This window comes from Bacillus sp. PK6-026 (assembly GCF_054161455.1).
Genome location: NZ_CP096418.1, coordinates 832,897 through 852,214, shown reverse-complemented (window position 1 = coordinate 852,214; position 19,318 = coordinate 832,897). Strand labels below are relative to the sequence as shown.

The following is a 19,318-nucleotide window of genomic DNA, read 5'->3' as shown; positions in this document are numbered from 1 at the left end:
CTATTTATTTTTCATATCAGATGTTTGAAACGAAGAAAGAGGCAGCTGCACCGGCTGCTTCTGCAGCACAGACTGGTAGATTCCAAAAATCGTTTCAATCGCCTTTTTCCCTTCATAGCCGTCAACCAATAGTGTGTCTTGGCGCTTGACGGCGCTTATAAAGTTTTGGTACATGGCGGTTTGTTCGCCGCCGAGATCAATCAGCTGCGCCGCTTCTTCAGCAGCATCCTTCTCCCCGTGGATATACCAGCGGCTGATCCGGTTTAATGCCGGGCCTTCCAATGAAATCGTTCCATGTTCTCCAAAAATCGAGAGAGAGCTTCCGATATTGTTTGGCTGTGTGACAATATTCGCTTCTACTACTCCTTTCGCCTGACTGGCAAACGTCAGAACACCGACAGCAACATCTTCCGTTTCTTTTGCTCCGGAACCGCCCAGTATATCTCCGTAAACGCCTTTTACATCACCTAAAAACCATTGCAGCAGATCGATCAGATGTATCCCTTGATTGACCAGCATCCCGCCGTCTTTTTCCCAGCTTCCCCGCCAGGTTGCCGCTTCATAATAAGCGGGTGACCTGTTTAAGCGAAGCGATACTGTGCCTAAGTAGATCCTTCCCAGTTTTCCTCTCTCAATCGTTTCCTTCAGTTTTTTCATGATCGGCCGGTGGCGCATCTGGTGGCAGACCATGAGCTTCAGCCCGTTCTGTTCCGCCAGTTCTATCAGCTCATCGGCATCCTGTAATGACAAGGTCATCGGTTTTTCGACGATGACGTGCTTGCCTGCCTGCAGCGCAGCTTTGGCCATTTCGGCGTGCAGTCCCGAAACCGCCGCAATAATGACCGCTTCTATTTTAGAATCTGAAAGCAGCGCTTGATACTGCTGATAACGGGTCATTCGGCTTTCATCTCCGGCGAAGGAAGCATAGTATTGTTCCGCCTCCTTCATCCGTTCTTCCTGCAAATCACTGACGGCCGACAACTTTGCATCACCGCACCCGGCCAGTGCTTGAAGATGTTTTCTTGACATATAGCCGCAGCCGATTAAACCGAAATGAACCGTCACTTTCCCCCTCCTCCTTTTTTCAGCAGCGCGGAAATAATTTGCTCTTGTTCCTCAGCGGCTAGAAAAGGATCCATCGGAATCGCGAAAAGGGTTTCGGACAAGGACTCGGCTATAGGGAAATCGCCTTTTTTGTACTGCAATGAAGAATAGACCGTTTGCAAATGAAGGCAGCAAGGATAATACACGCCTGAATGAATGTTCTGCTCTTTCAGCGATTGAATGAATTCGTCGCGGTCTTTCGCGCCGATACAATAGAGATGATAGATATGTGTGCGGTCTTCTTTCTCAGCCGGCAGTGTGAGATGCTCCGCCGTTTTCAAACCTTCCCTGTAGCGGCTGGCAACTTTTCTTCTTTGTTCATTCCAGCCGTCGATTTTCTCAAGAAGAATGAGCAAAGCAGCGGCATGTAATTCATCAAGACGGCTGTTGAAACCGATTTTGTCATGGAAGTATTTTTTGCTTGTGCCATGGGTTCTGAGTGTTCTTAATTGCCGGGCCGCATCCGGATCTGAAATCGTCACCATTCCCCCGTCTCCCAACGTTCCTAAGTTTTTTGTCGGGAAAAATGAAAAACAGGCGGCATCCCCGATGCTGCCGACAGGACGCCCTTTATATGAAGCGCCGAACGCTTGGCAGGCATCCTCAATCACAAGCAGTCCGTGTTTTTTGGCAATCGCCATGATCTCGTCCATATCAGCCGGCTGTCCGAAAATGTGGACGGGAATGATCGCTTTAGTAGCAGGGGTGATCTTTTCTTCTATTTTTTTCGGATCAAGGTTGCAGGTTTCACGATCAACATCAGCAAACACCGGCTTAGCCCCCACCCTTGAGACAGCTTCGGCGGTCGCAAAAAAAGTGAACGGCGTCGTAATGACCTCATCCCCTTTGCCGATACCGAAAGCTTCGAGCGTCAGCACTAATGCATCCGTTCCGTTGGCGACCGCGACCGCTTCTTTTACACCAAGCTTTTCGGCTATTCTTTTCTCCAGCTCTTCAACCTTCGGCCCCAATATATATTGGCCGCTGTCCAACACATGCTCAAACTCTTGTAAAATATCTTCTTTTACCGTTTGAAACTGGCGTTTTAAATTGATTAACGGGATCATCTCTGTTCCTCCTCTAAAATCAAAAAGTTCCAAAATAAGTTATGATGCCTGCCGGTAATTTGGCACGGCTTGATTTTTTTCATAAAAAAAGACCTACTTGTTCAGTAAGTCTTGACCATGCTTATTTGTTAATGCCTAATTTCCCTTCCAGCAGCTGTTTGTTATGAAGGACGGATTTGTCATCGGGACGGTATTTTCTCGCCTCTTCATTGTGCTGATACGACTTTTCAAAGTCTCCTAAATTGTAGTAGCACACACACATTTGCAAGTGAGGGTACCAAGTGTAATATGCCGGATAGGTGAAGCTCCATTTATTCGAATCAGGCACCAGTGTTGTCGCCAGCTCATACCAGTAGATAGCGGCATTGTATTCCCGCCGCCGCTGAAAGTTATAGCCGATTCTTGAGCATGTTTCGGCACGAGGCGTTTTGGAAAATTCAAATGACTGGAAGAGCGATCTCAGCTCATTATCCAAGTCGCCGAGAAAGCGGTGGCAGTCGGCTTTGTTGATGCAGGCGTATACTTTGTCTTCAATCCATCCTTCTTTCATTTCAATGTTTTTATTGTAGCTTTCAATTGCTTTTTCGTAGTGTCTGTTTTCTCTTAATTCATTTCCGTAGTAAAAATAGTCGCGCGGGGTAAACGTGTCGCCGCGATCGATCTTCTTTTGGTAAATATTGAGGTTTCGTCCGACAGAGTGGCGGATTTTTTTATGCGTCACCGAGATATCGGCATTGATGATGTTCCCGAATACCTCCAAATATTGATGGCAGTCGCCTTTCCATTTAAAGTTTTTCTCCCTTTTCACCAGGCGGTTGCGGCGGTACCTTAAGGTCACATTTCCGAATTCATCAGTTCCCGCATCATAGTACATGGACACGGAATCAACGGAAGGATCAAGCGTTTCCTTCAACTCTTTTAATTTTTTCTGATCTTCCTCAAGCAACACATCGTCCGCATCCAGATAGAGAATATAATCCTTCGTGGCGTGTTTAAACGATTCATTGCGGGCAGCCGCAAAATCGCCGATCCATTCAAAGAAAAAGACGCGGTCTGTGTAGCGCTTCGCAATCTCTACGGTTTGATCTGTCGATCCCGTATCCACAATGTTAATTTCATCTACAATGTCTTTCACTGTATCAAGGCATCTCGCCAATACTTCTTCTTCATTTTTGACAATCATACATAGACTGATTGTAACCAAAGCCTTCACTCCCTGAGACTCTTTTTTAAAATCTACCCATAAAATATGAACCAGCAGCTGATCGCGTTTGTGCCGCTGTCACTGTTTTAGCTTTTCAGGCTGTGCTATTTCCGAAGTATTTTTCATAGAACTTTCTTTTCTCGCTTGAATATAGATACTACTAGCGAAAATGTGTTTAACCAGGAGGTTTCAGATGGATAATGAATTGGAATATTTGCTAGACTCTGTTGGGCTTAGTTGGAGAGAAACCGAAATATCCCAACTGATATTTCAACACAAATGGCACGATGCTGCGCAGAAGCTGGAAGAGAGGCTGGAAGCCGCTCCCTTCGATCCCGGCTTACTGATAAGCGCTGCTTTTGTTTATGAAAAAAAGCAGCAGGTTCAGAGAGCGTCTGAATTATATGATGATGCCCTCCTGTTTGTCAGGAGCGAACATCAACATCGCCTCATGAAGGAGAAAGAAGACCTTTTCAAAAAAATGGTCAGGCGTCCAAAGATCATTTTTTTCGTCAAACCGGATTTAGACCGGTTTTTGAATGCTGTCGTTGAGCGCCTTTCCGGAACTTACCGGACCAGAAAAATCGCGGTTCATGATTTGAATCAAATCGACACTGGTATGCAATGGGCGGATATTTGCTGGTTTGAATGGTGCGATGATTTATTGATCCACGGGAGCAAAGTCCCTTCTGCAGCGGCCAAAACATTAATATGCAGGCTCCACAGCTATGAAGCATTTACTTTTTATATTAAAAAGGTATATTGGCAAGCGGTGGATCAAGTGATCTTTGACGGGGAACACATGCGGGAATATGTATTAGATCAAGTTAAATCGTTGAAAAAAGAGAAAACGGCCGTCGTTCCAAATGGAATCAAGTTAGACGAATACACCTTTCAGCAAAGGCAAAAAGGCTTTCATATCGCATATGTCGGCTATATCAACTATAAAAAAGGTCCGATGCTTTTGCTGCAGGCTTTCAAGGCACTGATTGACAAAGACTCAAGATACAAACTGTTCATCGCCGGGACGTTTCAGGACGCCCGCTATCAGTTGTACTTCAAGCAAATGATTGATGAACTCCGGCTGACTGACAGCGTCCAATTTGACGGATGGCAGGATGATATGAATCAATACTTGGAAGATAAGCATTACCTGATTTGCACGAGCCTTCTTGAAAGTCAGCATATGTCGGCCATGGAAGCGATGGCTAAAGGCATAAAACCGCTGATTCACAATTTTTACGGCGCAAAGACGATATACGATGAATCAGTTGTTTGGAATACAATAGATGAATTCGTGGCCATGATCACAAGCGGTGATTATACATCTCTCCATTATCGGTCGTTTATTGAAGAGCATTATTCATATGACCTGAGCATGCGCAAAATTGAAGAGATGATTTCAGGCTTTGCAAAGCAGTCAGAGTTGACGGTTATGCCAAATCCGCCGCTGATTACGGTAGGCATCATCAACTATAATTACAGTAATTTTATTGATGAATGCCTTCAATCCGTTTTAAATCAACTCTACCCTAATATCGACATTCTGATCGTTGACGACCACTCAACTGACGACTCGATGCAAAAAATCAGCAGCTATCAAAAAACGCATCCGCACATTCGAACGATATGCCACAGCGAAAATACAAAACTTCCTGATCTCGCTTTTAAGGAAATCTTCCAAGAGGCAAAAGGCGAATATGTTTTGCTTTTAAGCGCAGATGATTTCCTTCCGCACAATTTGGTGCTCCATGACTTTATGCAGTGCTTTTTTGGAGAAGAGGGATTAGATTATGTGTACGGGGACCTTTTGCTTGTTGATCAACACGGAAAAAATGCGGGGCTGTGGACGTATCAAGAGTATGGCGATGAGGAGCTGGTGAGGACTATTTTTCAAAGGGGCGGCTCAGGCATTGTCCCGATGGTGGGCATGTTTAAAGCATCTTATTATCAGCAAAAAGGCTTTACTTGGCTGGTTGATCCGCAAAAGCCGCTTGCAGGGGATGTGCTGAATTGTTTGGCCAACACGAAGCGCGGCTGGAAGCGCCGCTATTTAAGAAAACCTGTATTGTGCTACCGCCGCCATCAAAACAATATTTCCTACCAATTGCATAAAAGGATTCAATCGCTTGTGTACGTCATCGACTATATTGTGAAAGAATTTGACGAAAGCGTCTATTTTCCCCATATCAAATGGAAGGAGCTTGAGGAAAATCAAAGACAGTCCTTGAAATATTTCAGCATCGGAAAAACCTTTTGGAGAATGGCCCGGAGATACGCACAAAACGGATATACCCGGCATTTAGATCAAGACGCCAAAAAAGAATGCATTCAGCCGCTTCTGGATAAAATGGATGAATACTTCCAATTAAGCCTCGCTTCAGACAATCAGTATGAACGATATATGAAAAATATTAAAAAAATCCAGCTGATATAATGCCTTCCGCTCTGTGGAAGGTTTTTCTCTTATACTCTCGCACAAATACACAGTCATATAGATTCATTTATACGTATGATAGAGCGCACAAAGCGTTTTTATTCTTCCATTAAAAGGAGAAATTGAAAGCAGCGTGATCGATGGGAGGTCATCATGAAAGATTTCAAGTCAGACATCATTCATTGTCTGGAACAAAAAGATTGGAACAAAGCCATGAAGCGCTTAAAAGAGTGGGAAGCCGACGGCTCGCATAACGAGCCCGATTTTTATTTTCTTCAAGCCTCTCTTTCTGTCTATCTCGGCCATGACCATAACGCCTGGCTATGGCTCTGGAGGGGGCTTGACCTTTTTCCTGATAACAGATCTTTAAATCTGCTGATGGGAAAAGTGTGCCTGCGCACCGGAAGGGAACAAGAGAGCGCGGCCTATCTTCAAAAAGGAGATGGAGCAGAAACCGAAAGCGGGCCAAAGCTTGATCTTCCTGTTCATGAAAAAACCGAGCCTCCGGCCGGGCAAATCCGCGTTTTGCAAGGCACAATGGAAATCGCCAACCAAATGAACACCTTGGCTAAAGGGCTCTCACAGCATGGCGCGCTTGCCCACACTTTAAATTACTATCCTTATTATTTAAATTACGCTGCCGACTACACCTGGTCATTGCTGAAAGAACGCAATACGCCCGCCATGAATGCGAAGCTGAGAAGGCTTGCCAGTGATCTCTTGCCATCCTATGATTTGTTCCATTTTCATTTTGGCACAAGCTTTACGCTGGACATGTCGGATTATCCCATTTTAAAACAGGCGGGTAAACCAATGATCATGCATCATTGGGGCAGCGATGTGAGGCTTTATTCAACATTGGCTAAAACAAATCCATACGCCGTTGTCAAAACGAAAAACGAAGCGCGAATTCGATATCACCTCAAACGAATTTCACAATATGTCCAGCACTGCATCGTCGCCGATATGGAACTTTACGAGTATGTAAAAGACTATTATGAGCATATCCACATGATTCCTACCATGATCCAGCTTGACCGCTATATTCCCGACTACAGGTCAAATGAAAAACCGCTCATCGTTCATGCCCCCACCTCTCCAGGAATAAAAGGAACCCGCCATATCCTTAAGGCGGTGGAGTCTTTAAAAGAAAAATACGATTTTCATTTTCACCTAGTACGAGGGGTTTCTCATGAACAGGCAAAGAAAATCTATCAAAAGGCGGATTTGATCATTGATCAGCTTCATATCGGCAGCTATGGATTATTTGCCGTCGAATCGATGGCAATGGGGAAACCCGTTATCTGTTGGGTCAGTGATTTTATGAAGGAGCACTATCCTTCCGAACTGCCTCTCATAAGAGCAAATCCCGACAACATTACAGAAGTGTTTGAAAATGTGCTGAAAAACCGGGATATGCTGCCGGAAATCGGCCAGAAAGGAAGAAAGTATGCAGAAGTTCATCATGATATGGTGAAAAACAGCAAAAAAACGCTGGCTGTTTATCAGGCGCTACTTTCGGGATGATGTTGAACACCTTTCGCGTCGCGGGATTTGTAATTCAAAAAAACGAAACAAGCAGGTGAACAATTGATGAGCGATATGACAGAGTTATCCGGCCAGCATATTTTCATAACTGGCGGAGCAGGCTTTATCGGATCCTCTTTAATAGGAAAGCTGATAGAGCGCAACAGCGTAACCGTATACGACAATTTTTCAAGAGACTCCCTCCGGTATAAACCTTACCGGGACCATCCTCACTTGAAAGTGGTGCAGGGAGACATTTTGGATGTGAACACGCTTAAAAAGGCGATCCAAGGGGCCAGCCACATTGTCCACGCCGCCGGCATCGCAGGGATTGACACGGTCATTCAAAATCCCGTTAAAACGATGCAGGTCAACATGATCGGTTCAGCCAATCTGCTTGAAGCGGCTGCAGGTTTAACCGAATGCAAAAGGGTCGTCTGTTTCAGTACGAGTGAAGTGTTCGGCCAAATCGCTTTCAGGGCGCGAGAGACCAGTCATACTGTTTTAGGAGCGGTGGGAGAAGCTCGCTGGACATATGCTGTCAGCAAACTCGCCGAGGAACATATGGCATATGCCTATTTTAAAGAATTGGGGCTCCCGACCGTCACCGTCCGCCCTTTTAATGTTTATGGACCGGAACAAGTCGGGGAAGGCGCCATCAAAACGATGGTTCACAGAGCTCTGTTAGATGAGCCGATTTATATTCACGGCGACGGAACGCAAATCCGGGCCTGGTGTTACGTAGATGACATGATCGACGGAATATTGCGCTGTTTGACGATGAAAGAAGCCATTGGGGAGTCTTTCAACATCGGCAATGAACGGACTGTGATCACTGTATACGGATTGGCAAGCACGATTATCAGAGTTCTTGGATCAAAATCGCAAATCTTCTTTAGAGAGAAAAAAGAAGCCGATATTGAACTTCGCATCCCTCAGGTCAATAAAGCAAAAGAAATGCTCGGTTTTAACGCAAAAGTAGATCTGGAAGAAGGGATCACAAGAACAGCTGAAAGCATTCGAAAAAATTTGGATCAATAAGAAAGGAGGCGCTTTTGTTGAAACAATGGAAAAGCGAAGGAAAAGGTGAATTTACCCTTTCCCAGCTTGGAGGGTGCGGCGAAAATGTCGTTATTGAAGACGGAGTCCGCATTTTTCATCCGGAAAATATCTATATCGGAGATAACGTTTATATCGGCCATGACACGATTTTAAAAGGCTATTATAAGCATGACCTGATCATCGGCTCAAACAGCTGGATCGGTCAGCAATGTTTTATACACGGTGCCGGCGGGGTTACAATCGGAAAATTTGCGGGAATTGGTCCGAATGTCCGGATACACGCCGCCTACCATACCGATCCTGATATACCCGATAGTACCATTTTGTTTTCGCCGCTTACATTTGCTCCCATTCATATTGAAGAAAACTGCAACATCGGGATCGGTGCGTCTATTTTAGCAGGCGTTACGATAGGCGCCCACTCCAAAATCGGAGCAAATGCCGTCGTCAATCGTCATATTCCCCCGTACAGCATAGCGGTAGGCGTGCCGGCAAAGGTGATCAAAAACCGAAGGATGAAAGATGAGGAGCGCTCATGATCAGGTTGATTGAGCCGTATATTACGTTTGAAGAAGTGGAAGCAGAATTAAAAGAAATATTTTCCTCCGGCATGCTGACAAAAGGCCCTTATGTCAGAACATTTGCTGATCATATTAAACAGTATGTAAGTGCAAAGCATGCTTTTTTAACAACATCGGCTACAACGGCTTTATCGATGTGCCTTAAAAGCCTTAACGTCCAACCCGGAGACGAAGTGATCGTCTCAGACTTTTCGTTTCCCGCCACTGTCAATGTAATAGAAGATTTAGGTGCTAAGCCGATTTTTGCCGATGTTGATCTTGAAACATTTAACATGCTTCCAGAAGAGCTGGAAAGTCAAATCACGTCCCGGACAAAAGCCGTTCTTTTTGTAGATGCTCTTGGAAACCCGACAGGCATCACCAACATTAAACACATATGTAAAGAGTATAGCTTACCACTCGTGGATGATGCCGCGTGTGCGATCGGCAGCAGTGAATACGGTTGTAAATCTGGAAAAATTGCCGATCTCACCTGTTTCAGCTTTCACCCCAGAAAGCTGCTTACGACAGGCGAAGGCGGAGCAATTACAACCGACCGGGAAGAGTTGAAAGATTGGTTTTCAGTCAAGTTAAACCATGGCGCCGCTATCTCTGACGGCCAATTGGATTTTATGGATTTCGGCTACAACTACAGATTATCTGATATCCAAGCCGCTCTTGGAATCAAACAGCTCCAAAAACTAGATGACATCATTCATCGCAGAAACCTTCAGCAGAAAGCATATAGTGAACAGCTTGAACCCCTCGGATTCCAAAGTCAAAAAATCGGACCTAACGTTGTACACAATACACAATCCGCCGTTTTCAAAATTCCAAAAAACATCGTTCGCGACGAATTGATTCAATATTTGAGCGACTGCCATATAGAGTCGACTTTCGGCACCTATTGCTTAAGCGGCACTACCTATTACCGCCGCAAATACAGACAGATTAAACCCAATTCCATTTTTCTTGAACAAAATACGATCACCCTCCCCTGTCATGACCAAGTCAATGTGGAGCAGGTAGTCTCAGCCATTCAATCATTTAGCCAACGTAAAGTCTAATCAATCAAAAACATCCCTTTCACAAAATAGTGACAGGGATGTTTTTTTTATTCTTAGAAATAAGCAATAGAAAAAAGGCAGTAAACCATAGGTTTACTGCCCCCTGAATCATTCGCATAGCATTCCAGCGAAGTTCCGGAAAAACAAACGGAAAATATTTGCTAATAGTCGTTAAATATTAAGCGCCGGTTGGACCTGTTGGACCTGTCGGGCCAGTTGGACCCGTCGGGCCGGTTGGACCTGTCGGGCCAGTTGGACCTGTCGGGCCAGTTGGACCCGTCGGGCCAGTTGGACCTGTCGGGCCAGTTGGACCTGTCGGGCCAGTTGGACCTGTCGCTCCCGTTGCTCCGGTTGGACCTGTTGCTCCCGTCGGACCTGTTGGGCCGGTTGGACCTGTTGGACCTGTCGCTCCGGTTGGACCTGTTGGACCGGTTGCGCCTGTCGCTCCAGTTGCTCCGGTTGGACCTGTTGCTCCCGTCGGGCCGGTTGCTCCCGTTGCTCCGGTTGCCCCGGTTGCTCCCGTCGGACCTGTTGCTCCCGTCGGGCCGGTTGCTCCCGTTGGGCCGGTTGCTCCCGTTGCTCCGGTTGGGCCTGTCGGGCCAGTTGCTCCTGTCGCTCCCGTTGCTCCGGTTGCCCCGGTTGCTCCTGTCGCTCCCGTCGGACCTGTTGGGCCTGTCGCTCCCGTTGCTCCGGTTGGACCTGTTGCTCCTGTCGGGCCGGTTGCTCCTGTCGCTCCCGTTGCTCCTGTCGGGCCGGTTGCTCCCGTCGGACCGGTTGCTCCCGTCGGACCTGTTGCGCCTGTCGCTCCCGTTGCTCCCGTTGGGCCGGTTGCTCCTGTCGCTCCCGTTGCTCCGGTTGCCCCGGTTGCTCCTGTCGGGCCAGTTGCTCCCGTCGGACCTGTTGCGCCTGTCGCTCCCGTTGCTCCTGTTGGACCTGTTGCTCCTGTCGGACCGGTTGCTCCTGTCGCTCCCGTTGCGCCTGTCGCTCCCGTTGCGCCTGTCGGGCCGGTTGCTCCCGTCGGACCGGTTGCTCCCGTCGGACCGGTTGCTCCTGTCGCTCCCGTTGCTCCCGTTGGGCCGGTTGCTCCTGTCGCTCCCGTCGGACCTGTTGCGCCTGTCGCTCCGGTTGCGCCTGTCGCTCCCGTCGGACCTGTTGGGCCTGTCGCTCCCGTTGCTCCTGTCGCTCCCGTTGGACCTGTCGGGCCCGTTGCTCCCGTCGGACCGGTTGCTCCCGTTGCACCTGTCGGGCCGGTTGCTCCTGTCGCTCCCGTTGCTCCCGTCGGACCTGTTGCGCCTGTCGCTCCGGTTGCGCCTGTCGCTCCCGTTGCTCCCGTTGGGCCGGTTGCTCCTGTCGCTCCCGTTGCTCCCGTCGGACCTGTTGCGCCTGTCGCTCCCGTTGCTCCTGTCGGACCTGTTGCGCCTGTCGCTCCGGTTGCTCCCGTCGGACCTGTTGCGCCTGTCGCTCCGGTTGCTCCGGTCGGGCCGGTTGCGCCTGTCGCTCCGGTTGCTCCCGTCGGACCTGTTGCGCCTGTCGCTCCGGTTGCTCCTGTCGCTCCCGTTGCTCCCGTCGGACCGGTTGCGCCTGTCGCTCCCGTTGCTCCCGTCGGACCTGTTGCGCCTGTCGCTCCGGTTGCTCCTGTCGGACCTGTTGCGCCTGTCGCTCCCGTTGCTCCCGTCGGACCTGTTGCGCCTGTCGCTCCGGTTGCTCCCGTCGCTCCCGTTGCGCCTGTTGCTCCGGTTGCGCCTGTTGGGCCGGTTGCTCCCGTCGGACCGGTTGCGCCTGTTGCTCCTGTCGCTCCCGTCGGGCCGGTTGCTCCGGTTGCGCCTGTCGCTCCCGTTGCTCCGGTCGGGCCGGTTGCTCCGGTTGCGCCTGTTGCTCCGGTTGCGCCTGTTGGACCTGTTGGGCCGGTTGCTCCGGTCGGGCCGGTTGGACCTGTTGGACCTGTCGGGCCGGTTGGACCTGTTCCTCCGCCTTCTACATCTAATAGTGCTACATCATCTACAATGACATTCGCTGTACCTGCCTGCGGCAAAGTATTAATCAAAATGAAAGCCATAGTAGAGCCAGCTGGAGCTGGGGTCGTCGTTTGATAGACTTCAAGCCATGTATTATTCTCAACAATTGGTAGTCTGTTGAACGGGATATTTAAAAAGAGACCTTGGCCTAGAAAATTAAATGAACTATCAAAATAAGACACTTGAATTTGCACCTGAGGCGATGGAGCAGGAAAACCTTCTTTAGCTAGAGAAACTAAAAATTCCAAACCTTCTCCTGCATCTACTGGAACAAATTGTGCAATAAAAGAAGTAACAGCCCCGCCCAGTAATCTTGCCGACCAAAAACCTGAATGGGAAAATTGAGTTGTGACGGTTGCATTTTGGCCTACCCAGGGTGGAAGTGCCCCGTTTTCAAAGCTGCCGTTTACAACCAAATTTTGGATCGACATCTAGGATTTTACCTCCCTTTCATTAGATTAGCTTCAATTCCCTTTTCGAGAATGAAGCTAACATATACTATGTCTCCTTGCTAAGCTCGGTCACGTTATTTTCCATATGATTAAAACACATTTATAGCAGCTAAATCTGAGAGAAGCAAAATATATTAATTTTAACAACAACGTCCTTTTACTTAATATGAAACTTAAGGGGAAAGCTCCATTTAGCTTTCCCCTTCCCTTCAAGGGAACCGAATAGATTTAAATCTCTATTAATGCTGCTGCGGAGCTGTATCAACAATTTTACTAGCCAATGGAAATCTTTGTGTACCATCCGCTGCGAGACTTCTATTGAATATTCTGATTTGAAATAAAGTTCCGTTTCTATAAACTCTTTCCCTTCACCCCCTCTTGCCGGAACAAATTGAGCAATATATGAAGTGGCTGTTCCGCCATCAGTCACATTATTTAACACGGCTAAGATTGAAAAACCGTCATTTCAGCAACCGGCCTGGATTGCCCACAGCCGTTTTGCCTGCGGGAACATCTTTTGTGATGACGGCGCCCGCTCCGATGACCGCATGCTCCCCGATGACGACCGCCGGCAGCAATGTTGCGTTGTTTCCGATTTTCGCTCCTCTTTTAATAGTTGGACCTTGATACGGGTAGTTTCCCATTCCCATATATTTATCATTTGATGTGGAACAGCAAGGACCGATAAACACTTCATCTTCGATCGTCATATCAGCGGTGATATAACAGCCCGTTTGAATCGTCACTCTCTTTCCAATTTTAGTATTGTTTTCAACCATCGCGTTGCGTCCTATAATGCTTTCTCTTCCGATCGCAACATTTTCGCGAATGCTCGCCATGTCTCCCACAAAAACGCCTTTTTCCAACAGCACGTCCCGGTATATAACAGCACTCGCACCGACTACGGCATCATCTTCTATCCGCAAAGGCGCTCCCGCCTGCTTCGGCTGGCGGGCCATTTTTTTATTTGAAGAAGCCGCTTTGCCAAGGACGGCCAAATCGCCGATTTTCACCCCGCTGCCGATCTGAGTATCCTTTTTAATAATGGCATGATGACCGATTGTTACGTTGTCCCCGATGACCACATTTTCTTCAATGACAGCCTGCTCTCCCAATACTACGTTCTTTCCGATCTTTACGGTTTCATGAATCATTGATACATCCTCCATTTCTCATTTACACCTGCTGTAGCATATTCAATGCGGACGTGATGAGAAACGGCTGCATAAAAAAACACGGCCGCCGTCAGGCGCACCGTGCTACTTTTCTCTTCTTGCAAAATCGACAAAACGGAATTTATCCAAGCGGTGTCTGCTTTCCGTATATTGAAACAAGGTTGTATCATCAAGGAAAACAAAATTCTTCACAACCACAATGTGTTCGTATCCGTTCAAATCCAAATATTCTTGATCCTCAGCCGTACATGGCTCGACCACAATTTCCTTATGGGCATAGCTGATGACGAGCCCGCATTCACCTTCAAGGTATTGGTAGATCGAGTCCTCGCATATTTCTTTCGTCAAGAGCGGCACATGCTTGCGGATAAAATAGTCTTTATCCAGGATGATGCGCTCTCCGTTAATATTCCGCGATCTGACGACCCGCCATACCTCTTCATCTCCAGAAGTGCGAAGCTGCTTTTGAATATATGCATCCGGATGCGTCAAGCCGAACTCGTGGACCGTCGTGCTTGTCTCTTTGCCAAGCGTTTCTGAAAGTTCCTTAAAGCTGACCAAACCGGAAACCGGGAACTGCATTTTCTCCCTGTGCAGCACGACTGACCCTTTTCCTTTGATCTTTTGAATATATCCGTTCTGGGCAAGCACATTCAGCGCTTTCCGAACCGTTTCCCTCGAGGTGTCGTGCTGTTCGGCAAGGTCGTTTTCAGACGGCAGGATATCTCCGGCATTCAGTATGCTTTGATCGATTTGTTCTGCAATTTGTTTGTAAATCATCATATACTTGTTGATCTTCATTTTTTTACCACCACGCTTAGTTTAGCATGGTTTGGCGAGATGATAAACAATCGATTGATACGGTTTCACTTTAAAGCGTGTAAATGACTCGGGAAGATCGGTGTCATTGGAAATGAGAACCTTGGCATCATAGCCGTCAATATCAATATCATCAGGGAGCTGAAACTCGGTCTCTTTCTCGTAAAAATTATTGATCACCAGCAGTTTTTCATCCGCTCCGTTTCTCAAATACGCATAAAGTGCTTGATCGTCTTCCAGAATCAGCTGATAATCTCCGGTTGTGATGATATCGAATTCCTTGCGGAGCTTATTCAGCTTTTTATAATGGTAGAAAATCGAGTCAGGATCGCTGAGCGCTTTTTCTGCGTTGATTTCTTTGTAGTTGGCAGGCACCGGAATCCACGGTGTCCCCGTCGTAAACCCGGCATTTTTTTCTCCGTTCCACTGCACCGGCGTCCTTGAATTATCACGGGACTTCGCTTTCAGGATTTCGATGATTTCGACTTCCGGCTTTCCTGCTTCTTTCAGCAGACGGTACATATTGAGAGATTCGACATCCCGATAAAGAGAGATGTCATCGAATTTCGGGTTGGTCATTCCGAGCTCTTCTCCCTGGTAAATGTATGGCGTTCCCTGAAGCATATGAATCGCGGTTGCCAGCATTTTCGCAGATTTTATGCGGTATTTTCCGTCGTCTCCGTAGCGTGAGACGATCCGCGGCTGGTCGTGGTTGCACCAGAACAATGCGTTCCACCCGCCTCCTTTATGCATCTCAGTCTGCCATTCAGAAAGAATCTTCTTCAGCTTTAGAAAATCAAAATCCGCCAGCGCCCATTTTTCCCCGTTTGGATAGTCGGCCTTTAAATGGTGAAAGTTAAACACCATATCGAGCTCCCGGCTTTCAGGGTTTGTATACCGGATGCAATCTGCGATTGTCGTCGATGACATTTCCCCGACCGTCATGCTGTCGTATTTTGAAAAGACCTCCCTGTTCATTTCATTCAAAAACTCGTGAACCCTCGGCCCGTCCGTATAAAATCTGCGCCCGTCCCCCTCGTCATCATCAGGGAAACGCTGGTCTTTTGAGATGACATTGATGACATCAAGTCTGAAGCCGTCGATTCCTTTTTCAAACCAGAAATGCATCATCTCGTACACTTTTTTTCTGACTTCATCGTTCTCCCAATTCAAATCCGCCTGTGTAACATCATAGAGATGGAGATAATACTGTCCGGTCTCTTCATGAAACTCCCACGCCGAACCGCCGAACTTCGATTCCCAGTTTGTCGGCGGGGCACCGTCCGGCTTCATGTCCTTCCAAATATAAAAGTCGCGATACGGATTTTCTTTTCCGGACGCTGCTTCTTTAAACCATCTGTGCTCTGTTGATGTATGGTTGACGACAAGATCCATGATCACCTTTATGCCGCGTTTGTGAGCCTCTTCTAGAAGCTCTTCAAAGTCGGCCATTGTTCCATATTCTTCATGAATGTTGTAATAGTCGCTGATGTCATAGCCGTTGTCATTTTGCGGCGATTGATAAATCGGCGTCAGCCAAATGACATCACAGGCGAGCTCCTTGATGTAGTCGAGCTTTTCGATGATGCCGCGAATGTCGCCGACACCGTTACCTGTTGTATCTTTAAAGCTTTTCGGATAAATCTGATAGACGACTGCTTTTTTCCACCATGGATTTTCTTTCGTTTCCATTTTCAACACCACCGTTTTCTTCTTTATGAAATGGGAAAAGGGCTGACAAATATGCGCGCCCCTCTCCCTCTCTTATTTCATTTTTAATTTTGCATAGAGGTATGTTCCGGCGAACGGCGCGATCAGCACGATCGCCATCCCGACTGCAAACGCTCCCCAGTATTGGCTCATGATAGAGAAAATTCCGGGTACACCGCCGACGCCGACAGAGCTTGCCAAAACCCCTTGCGAGGAAATGAACATTCCGGCAATCCCCGAGCTGATCATCGCGATCACGAACGGAAATCTGTATCTGAGATTCACCCCGAACAGCGCCGGTTCGGTAATTCCGAGATAAGCTGAAATGCCGGATGTCAAGGACAGACCTTTCTGCTTCTCATCTTTGACAATAAACATCATCGCAAGCGCGGCTGAACCTTGTGCGATATTGGACAGCGCCAGCATCGGCCATAAAAATGTTCCGCCGAGCTTTGATCCGATCAGTTGAAGGTCAACGGCAAGGAATGTATGATGCATTCCGGTAATGACGAGAGCGGCGTAAAGTCCGCCGTATAACAGTCCGCCCAGTACGGCAAATTGTTCAAAGACAGCAATAAGGCCTGATGTTAAGACATTTCCGATGGCAAATGTAATCGGTCCAATGACAATAAATGAAGCAAAACCTGTGACAAGCAGCGTAATCGGCGCCACGACAAGGAGCTGAATGCTCTCAGGCGTCCGCTTTGTCAAAAAGCGCTCAATTTTTGCAAGCAAATAAGATGCGAGCAAAATGGGAAGCACCTGCCCCTGATAGCCGACCTTCTGCACTTCCAGACCGAATAAATTCCAGACAGGAATCTCTCCGCTTTGCTCGGCAGCCCCGTATCCCCAAGCGTTTAACAAATCAGGATGCACAAGCATGACGCCCAGCACGATGCCGAGCAGCGGATTTCCGCCAAACCGCTTGACGGCCGACCAGCCGATTAATGCCGGTAGAAATGCGAAAGCCGTTCCCGCAATCAAGTTAATCATATTGGCGAGATCCGCCCATTGCGGATAGACTTCAACGATCGATTTTCCGCTGAAGAAAATGTCTTGAGCCGTCAGGATATTGTTGATTCCCATCAACAGCCCGGCGGTGACAATCGCCGGCAAAATTGGAATAAAAATATCTGCAAGCGTTTTCACAGCACGCTGTAAAGGATTCATATTTTTCTCTGAGGCTTTCTTGACGTCATCTTTTGACGATTCGCCGATTCCTGTGGCCTTCACCAGCTCCGCGTATACATTGTTGACCGTTCCTTGGCCGATCACCACTTGGAATTGGCCGTTCGTTGAAAACGATCCTTTGACAACATCTATTTGCTCCAGCACCTCTTGATTGACTTTGCTTTCATCGAGCAGTGCAAATCGCAGACGCGTCACACAATGGGTTACCGCTGCAATGTTGTCCGCACCGCCGACAGCATCGACAATCCGTCGCGCTGATTGATTTAAATCAGTCATTCCAATCCCTCCTTCTCCTCTTATAACTTGTATATACATGTTATATCTATATTGTATTCCTGTATATACAAGTAGTCAACATATTTTTATAGCGCTTTCAAAAATAAAAAAAGCCCGGCCGTTCCCTTCATAAAACGAAGGACAGCAAGGCTTCCTCCGATTTATACGCCGGGAACAACCGGCTGAGATCATAAATTGTTCACTTTTTCATCACGTTCATCAGCGCCGTCCTGCTGACCGATGTCTTTCAAATAATACTTTTCTGATGTAAAAAACTCATCATATAAAGACCTTACTTTTTTGCTCAAGAGCAGCACCGCCAAAATATTCGGAATAAGAATGAAAACGAGCGCAAGATCAAGGAATCCCCATATTGCCTTTGCTCCTCCGGCAGCCCCGATGATGACGGCGGCCAGATAGACGAATTTAATCATATGCCCCGCGAGCCGTCCGAACAGAAATTCAGCTTGTTTTACTCCGTAAAAAATGACCACTGTGATCGTTGATAAGACAAAGAAAACGAGCGAGACGGAGACGAAGTATCCGCCCACAGGGCCGAAATAGCTGCGGAATGCGGCTGCCGCCAGTGCCCCTGGATTGCTCGCAGCATTTTCAGCGGTCCAAATGCCTGATGCGAGCACAACGAAGGCTGTGGTCGTGCATATCAGCAGCGTATCGACCACAATGCCGATCACCGCCCAGAATCCCTGTCTCACAGGGTGGTCGGTCATCGCCGCCGCATGCGCAATCGGCGCCGTCCCCATCCCGGCTTCGTTGGAATAAAGTCCACGTGCAAATCCCCAGCGAACGGTTTCAGCAACCGCCGCACCTGCAAAGCCGCCGAATGCCGAAGAAGATGTAAACGCATTCGAAAAGATGAGAGAGAAAAATGCGGGTACAGAAGAAAGGTTCATGACGACAATCAGGAAACCGGCCCCGATGTACGCCCCTGCCATAAGCGGAACCGCAAGCTCTGTCACTTTTCCAATCCGTTTAATCCCTCCGATCACCACTAAACCGATCAAAAAAGCAATCCCGATTCCGGTGTATAAACGATTGAATGAAAACGACTCAGCTAATGATGCGGAAACCGAATTTCCCTGCACCATGATGCTCGGAACGAGCTCGATCATCAGCGCGACCGAAAAAAAAACACCGAGCCATTTCATAGAGAGTCCTTTTGTAATGTAATACATCGGCCCCCCGACATATTCACCTTCTTCGTTTTTTTCTCTGTAGTGGACGGCGAGGACGCTTTCCGAAAACTTGATCGCCATGGCAAACAGTGCGACCAGCCACATCCAAAACACGGCTCCCGGACCGCCGAACATGATCGCCGCAGGCACACCGACGATATTGGCGGCGCCGACTGTTGAGCTGAGAGCCGATGTCAAAGCTTGCAACGGTGTAACCGTCCCTTCTCCTTTCGGCTTTTTGCCGACGCTTCCGATCGTCTGCTTAAAGATATAGAGAGGATAGCGAAATTGAAAAAATTTCAGCAGGATCGTTAAATAGACTCCCGTTCCTGTCAGCAGTATGATGAGCGGCGGCCCCCAAAGCCAATCTGATATGTATTCAACCCAGTTCAACAATCGTTCCATCCTATCACCCTTTTATTCGTTTATGGGTCAATACCACTATAGGACAGAAAT

At 47.7% G+C, this 19,318-nt stretch carries 14 protein-coding genes; 5 read left to right on the top strand and 9 right to left on the bottom strand.

What is annotated here, in order from left to right; genetic code table 11:
- The 3 genes from M1D59_RS04235 to M1D59_RS04225 all read right to left on the bottom strand — a co-directional run bounded on the left by M1D59_RS04235 (nt 1) and on the right by M1D59_RS04225 (nt 3,375).
- On the bottom strand, nt 1–1,065 hold the full coding sequence (locus M1D59_RS04235) for a Gfo/Idh/MocA family protein (RefSeq protein WP_035339200.1): 1,065 nt from the start codon (nt 1,063–1,065) through the stop codon (nt 1–3).
- Nucleotides 1,062–2,171: a DegT/DnrJ/EryC1/StrS family aminotransferase gene (locus tag M1D59_RS04230; protein WP_458117821.1), complete on the bottom strand. Its 1,110-nt coding sequence runs from the start codon at nt 2,169–2,171 to the stop codon at nt 1,062–1,064. The genes M1D59_RS04235 and M1D59_RS04230 overlap by 4 nt, the downstream gene beginning before the upstream one ends.
- A gap of 121 nt (nt 2,172–2,292) precedes the next feature.
- A complete protein-coding gene (locus tag M1D59_RS04225) occupies nt 2,293–3,375 on the bottom strand; it encodes a glycosyltransferase (protein WP_031304956.1) in 1,083 nt (360 codons plus the stop codon).
- A 193-nt stretch (nt 3,376–3,568) separates the two neighbouring features.
- Between M1D59_RS04225 and M1D59_RS04220 the strand changes: the two genes are divergently transcribed.
- From M1D59_RS04220 to M1D59_RS04200, 5 genes are all read left to right on the top strand, one after another.
- Entirely contained in the window at nt 3,569–5,812 is a 2,244-nt protein-coding gene (locus tag M1D59_RS04220; protein WP_035339204.1) for a glycosyltransferase, read from the top strand.
- A gap of 153 nt (nt 5,813–5,965) precedes the next feature.
- Nucleotides 5,966–7,339, top strand: a complete 1,374-nt coding sequence (locus tag M1D59_RS04215) for a glycosyltransferase (protein ID WP_458117820.1) — start codon at nt 5,966–5,968, stop codon at nt 7,337–7,339.
- A 66-nt stretch (nt 7,340–7,405) separates the two neighbouring features.
- Entirely contained in the window at nt 7,406–8,380 is a 975-nt protein-coding gene (locus M1D59_RS04210; protein WP_458117819.1) for an NAD-dependent epimerase/dehydratase family protein, read from the top strand.
- A 17-nt stretch (nt 8,381–8,397) separates the two neighbouring features.
- Nucleotides 8,398–8,940 carry an acyltransferase gene (locus M1D59_RS04205; protein WP_026580665.1) on the top strand — a complete coding sequence of 181 codons (543 nt, stop codon included), beginning with the start codon at nt 8,398–8,400 and terminating at the stop codon, nt 8,938–8,940.
- The gene (locus M1D59_RS04200; RefSeq protein WP_458117818.1) at nt 8,937–10,028 is read left to right on the top strand and encodes a DegT/DnrJ/EryC1/StrS family aminotransferase; all 1,092 of its coding nucleotides are present in this window, start codon (nt 8,937–8,939) and stop codon (nt 10,026–10,028) included. The genes M1D59_RS04205 and M1D59_RS04200 overlap by 4 nt, the downstream gene beginning before the upstream one ends.
- Nucleotides 10,029–10,206: 178 nt before the next feature.
- Here the strand turns inward: M1D59_RS04200 and M1D59_RS04195 are convergent, their stop codons facing one another.
- From M1D59_RS04195 to M1D59_RS04170, 6 genes are all read right to left on the bottom strand, one after another.
- Nucleotides 10,207–12,474, bottom strand: a complete 2,268-nt coding sequence (locus M1D59_RS04195) for an NTTRR-F1 domain (protein WP_458117817.1) — start codon at nt 12,472–12,474, stop codon at nt 10,207–10,209.
- Between the two features lie 482 nt (nt 12,475–12,956).
- The gene (locus M1D59_RS04190) at nt 12,957–13,649 is read right to left on the bottom strand and encodes an N-acetyltransferase (protein ID WP_023855753.1); all 693 of its coding nucleotides are present in this window, start codon (nt 13,647–13,649) and stop codon (nt 12,957–12,959) included.
- A 105-nt stretch (nt 13,650–13,754) separates the two neighbouring features.
- Complete coding sequence (treR, locus tag M1D59_RS04185) at nt 13,755–14,471, bottom strand: trehalose operon repressor (protein ID WP_020450546.1); 717 nt, start codon at nt 14,469–14,471, stop codon at nt 13,755–13,757.
- A 21-nt stretch (nt 14,472–14,492) separates the two neighbouring features.
- Nucleotides 14,493–16,181: an alpha,alpha-phosphotrehalase gene (gene treC, locus M1D59_RS04180; RefSeq protein ID WP_458117816.1), complete on the bottom strand. Its 1,689-nt coding sequence runs from the start codon at nt 16,179–16,181 to the stop codon at nt 14,493–14,495.
- 72 nt (nt 16,182–16,253) lie between these two features.
- Nucleotides 16,254–17,666: a PTS system trehalose-specific EIIBC component gene (treP, locus tag M1D59_RS04175; RefSeq protein ID WP_103750387.1), complete on the bottom strand. Its 1,413-nt coding sequence runs from the start codon at nt 17,664–17,666 to the stop codon at nt 16,254–16,256.
- Between the two features lie 188 nt (nt 17,667–17,854).
- Entirely contained in the window at nt 17,855–19,267 is a 1,413-nt protein-coding gene (locus M1D59_RS04170) for an alanine/glycine:cation symporter family protein (protein ID WP_458117815.1), read from the bottom strand.
- Nucleotides 19,268–19,318 lie beyond the last annotated feature (51 nt).